At 68.0% G+C, this 4278-nt stretch carries 3 protein-coding genes and 2 pseudogenes; 4 read left to right on the forward strand and 1 reads right to left on the reverse strand.

All coding sequences use genetic code 11. The features are described from left to right. Positions 1–216: 216 nt before the first annotated feature. The 4 genes and pseudogenes from VXC91_RS42850 to VXC91_RS42865 form a co-directional block, all read left to right on the forward strand. Positions 217–482: pseudogene (locus VXC91_RS42850) on the forward strand (transposase); the annotation flags it as partial. A gap of 117 nt (positions 483–599) precedes the next feature. After that, entirely contained in the window at positions 600–1412 is an 813-nt protein-coding gene (locus tag VXC91_RS42855; RefSeq protein WP_408057613.1) for an ABC transporter substrate-binding protein, read from the forward strand. Between the two features lie 69 nt (positions 1413–1481). Then, complete coding sequence (locus VXC91_RS42860; protein ID WP_329512769.1) at positions 1482–2267, forward strand: amino acid ABC transporter permease; 786 nt, start codon at positions 1482–1484, stop codon at positions 2265–2267. A 6-nt stretch (positions 2268–2273) separates the two neighbouring features. Further along, positions 2274–3074, forward strand: a complete 801-nt coding sequence (locus VXC91_RS42865; RefSeq protein WP_329512770.1) for an amino acid ABC transporter ATP-binding protein — start codon at positions 2274–2276, stop codon at positions 3072–3074. A 252-nt stretch (positions 3075–3326) separates the two neighbouring features. On the opposite strand, the pseudogene VXC91_RS42870 reads toward VXC91_RS42865, so the two are convergent. Further along, positions 3327–4278: pseudogene (locus VXC91_RS42870) on the reverse strand (integrase core domain-containing protein); the annotation flags it as partial.

A 4278-nucleotide genomic window follows, 5' to 3' on the forward strand; every position in this document is an offset into this window, starting at 1 on the left:
GGGCGAACGACATCTGCGCCTCGTCGTCGATGAGTTCGCCGACCACCACAACTGACATCGACCTCACCGATCACTCGGGCAGCGATGCCCGACGGTGTCCGGGCGCCCGAACCGCCTGCCGTCGATGGCCCATCGCGTGTCATCCGGCGGGATCGCCTCGGCGGCCTCATCCACGAGTACGCGCAGGTCGCGTAGGGTGACGGGGTTGTCGGCACGCACAGGCTGCGGGACTGGAACGAGGCCGGGGTCTGGCAGCGACTGCACGAAGTCCTTCTCGCCGAGCTGAACGCGGAAGCCAAACTGGACCGGTCCCGCTGCGTGGTCGACTCTTCGCACGTCAGAGCGCTAACGGGGACCGCGACGGGCCCGTCGCCAGTCGACCGGGTAGGGCCGGCTCCAAACACCACGTGATCACCGACGGACACGGCACCCCGCTCGCGGTCACCCTGACCGGCGGCAATCGCAACGACGTTACCCAGCTCGCCGGTTGTTACCTGGCCGCAACCCGTCCACCAGCGACAACATCCGCCGCAGATGACAGGATTCGGCGAACGTCACCCGTGTGGGTGACCTCTTGCTGAACACTCTCTGGAGGACAGGTGTCTGCACGAACCTCACGGCGTCCGGCCGCCGTTGCCGTCCTGCCGCTTGCTGCGGCTGCCATCCTCACCGTCGCCGGCTGTACGAGCACGAAGCCGACCGCGGCGGGAGGCTCGGAGATCGAACTGGCCAAGGCCGGCAAGCTCACCACGTGCACACACCTGCCGTACCCGCCGTTCCAGGTCAAGAAGGAAGGCAAGGTCGTCGGGTTCGACGTCGACCTGGTCGACCTGGTGGCCAAGGAGCTGGACGTCGAGCAGGAGATCGTGGACACGCCCTTCGAGGGCATCCAGTCCGGCGAGGACCTCAACGCCGGCAAGTGCGACGTCGCCGCCGCCGGCATGACGATCACCGACGTCCGCAAGCAGAACCTGGACTTCGGCGCACCCTACTTCGACGCCACCCAGGCCCTGATCACCAAGAAGGGCGCGCCCTACAAGACTCTCGCCGACCTCAAGGGCAAGACACTGGGCGTCCAGGCCTCCACCACCGGCGAGGAGTACGCCAAGAAGCAGGCGAACGGCGTCGAGCTGCGCCAGTTCGAGGACCTGGCCCTGCTGCTCACCGCCGTGAAGACCGGTCAGGTCGACGCCGGCATCAACGACAACGGCGTGCTGTACGACTACGTCAAGCAGAACCCGGACACCGAGGTGACGGCCGAGTTCAACACCGGCGAGCAGTACGGCTTCGGCGTGCGCAAGGGCAACGAAGCACTACGCAAGAAGATCGACGAAGTACTCGAGAAGGCCAAGTCCGACGGCTCCTACGACAAGATCTACGAGAAGTGGTTCGGCACCACGCCGAAGAAGTAGACCCACGTAAGCCGACGCGACGAGGCGTCAGGACCGGCCGGGCAGGCCGTCATCAAGGAGTTCCCAACCATGTCCATGTCCCGCCGGCAGCGGGCGAGGGCGGTCCGGGGCGTCCAGTACGCGGTGCTGGCCGTCGCCATGGCCGTCCTGGCGCTGAGCGCGAACTGGGGCGAGATACGCCGCGCATTCCTCGACATCGAGGTCGCCCGGGCCCAGTTCCCCGACATCATCACCACCGCCCTTGTCAACACCGTCATCTACACGCTGCTGGGCTTCGCCTTCGGCCTCGCACTGGGCCTGGTTCTGGCGCTGATGCGGCTGTCGTCCGTCCCGCCCTACCGGTGGCTGGCCACCGGGTACATCGAGTTCTTCCGCGGTGTGCCGGCGCTTCTGGTCTTCATCGCGCTCGGCTTCGGCGTGCCGATCGCCTTCCAGGTGATCATCAACCAGTACGTCACGGTCATGCTCGCCCTCGGCCTGGTCGGCGCCGCCTACATGGCGGAGACCATCAGGGCGGGCATCCAGGCCGTGCCCAAGGGGCAGGTGGAGGCGGCCCGTTCGCTCGGGATGTCGCACGGCCGCGCCATGGTCTTCATCGTCATTCCGCAGGCGTTCCGCATCGTCCTGCCGCCGCTGACCAACGAGTTGATCCTGCTGACCAAGGACTCCTCGCTGGTGTACCTGCTGGGCCTCTCCCTCGGCCAGTACGAGCTCGCCAAGTTCGGGCGGGACGCGCTCAACGAGAACCGCAGCCTGACCCCGATCCTGGTCGCCGGGTTGTGCTACCTGATCATCACCCTCCCGCTGGGCCACCTGGTCCGACGGCTCGAGGCCCGTACCGCGAAGGCCAGGTGAGCGACGATGAACGCGAACGAGGCGGCCATACGGATCAAAGGCCTCCACAAGTCCTTCGGGGACCTGGAGGTGCTCAAGGGCATCGACTTCACTGTGCGCCCCGGCGAAGTGGTGTGCGTGATCGGCCCGTCGGGATCGGGCAAGTCGACGCTGCTGCGCTGCGTGAACCTGCTGGAGGAGCCAACCGCGGGCACGGTCACCGTGGCCGGCACCGAAGTGACCGACCCGGACGTCGACATCGACCGGGTGCGGCGCCGCATCGGTATGGTCTTCCAGAGCTTCAACCTCTTCCCGCACCTGACCGTCCTGGGTAATTTGACCATCGCGCAGCGCCGGGTGCTCGGGCGCTCCGGGGCGGAAGCCGAGCGGATCGCGCGGGAGAACCTGAAGCGGGTCGGGCTCACGGAGAAGGAGTCCGCCCACCCCGCCCAGCTCTCCGGCGGCCAGCAGCAGCGCGTGGCCATCGCCCGTGCCCTGTCCATGGACCCGCAGCTGATGCTCTTCGACGAACCGACCTCCGCGCTCGACCCGGAACTCGTCGGGGACGTCCTGGGCGTCATGCGGCGCCTCGCCGACGAGGGCATGACGATGATGGTGGTCACCCACGAGATGAGCTTCGCCCGTGAGGTCGCCGACCGGGTGGTCTTCATGGACGGCGGCGTCATCGTCGAGGAGGGCACCCCGGACCAGGTCATCGGCGCGCCGCAGCACCAGCGCACCCGCGCTTTCCTGGCCCGGGTACTGAACCCGGCCGCCGCCGGGGCCGGTGAGGCGCCGGACTCCGAGCCTCAGGACGCGCCCGCCTGACGACCGGAACGGCCAGGGAAGGGTCGGGCCGGTCTGTCGGCTGCCGCCTCCACCCCTCCCGGCCGTAGCGGACGCGGTCGCCATCGACGTCACCGAGCCCGCCATGCCCGCGATCATGGAGCGGCTGCGCGGCGGCGGCTCCGCCCACGCCTTACGGACGGTATGAAGGAGCCATGGGCGCCCCGGCCCACGCCATCGAAGCGGTCCTCGACGTGTGGGAGTTGCGGGTGCCGATTATTACGTCCGAGCTGGTCAGGCTACATGTGTGTACTCGTGGAGAAGGCCGCCGAGTCGGTCACGTCGGCGGATATCGAGGCGGTCGAATCGGTCCGGTTCGGTGATCGGTTCGGGGAGCGGCCGCAGGGGTGCCGCGCTGTGCAGGGCGCGGTGAGGCCGATGCTGATTGTGGAAGGACTCGAACTCGCCGAGCGCGTGCAGCAGGTGGGTCTGGTTCCAGATCAGGGTGCGGTCGAGGAGTTCGTGGCGGCAGGTCTGTATCCAGCGTTCCGTGATCGAGTTCATGCGGGGCACGCGGATGCCGGTGGTAACGATCTCGACGCCTTCGGCCTCGAAGACGGTGTCGAACGCGCGGGTGAACTTGCTGTCGCGGTCCCTGATCAGGTACCGGACGGTGGCGCCGGCGTCCTGACGGTCCATGACCAGGTTCCTCGCGGCCTGGGTCACCCAGTCGGCGGTGGGGTGTGCGGTCGCGCCGAGGACGCGGCGGTTGGCGTGCTCGATGACGGCGAAGACATAAAGGGTCGCGCCGTTCAGAGTAGTGACGGTGAAGAAGTCGCAGGCCAGAATCGCGTGCGCCTGGCCGCACAAGAACGCGGCCCAGGCCTGACGGTCACGTTCGGGCGCTGGCTCGATCCCGTGCGCTCGCAGGATCTCCCAGACCGCGGAGGGTGCCACCTAGATGCCGAGCACGGCGAGTTCGCCGTGGATCCGCCGATACCCCCAGGAGCTGTTCTCGCGGGCCAAGCGCAGGACAAGGGCCTGAATACTGCGACGTGTTGGCGGCCTGCCGGACCGCCTGCGACGGGAGGCGTCAGCGTGACGACGGCGCATGAGGTCACGGTGCCACTTCAAGACCGTCTCCGGCGAGACGATCAGATGCAGGTGCCGCAGCTTCGGCCTGGGGAGACGGTGGAGGAGCGCGGCCAGGAGGGCGCGGTCCGCCGGGGTGATGCGCGGCCTGTCT

The sequence above is a fragment of the Streptomyces chiangmaiensis genome (genome assembly GCF_036281785.1).
GTDB lineage: Bacteria > Actinomycetota > Actinomycetes > Streptomycetales > Streptomycetaceae > Streptomyces > Streptomyces chiangmaiensis.

Bases quoted from the DNA above. Each gene is read 5' to 3' on its own strand.
- VXC91_RS42860 (WP_329512769.1), top strand. From the start codon at position 1,482: ATGTCCATGTCCCGCCGGCAGCGGGCGAGGGCGGTCCGGGGCGTCCAG.
- VXC91_RS42865 (WP_329512770.1), top strand. From the start codon at position 2,274: ATGAACGCGAACGAGGCGGCCATACGGATCAAAGGCCTCCACAAGTCC.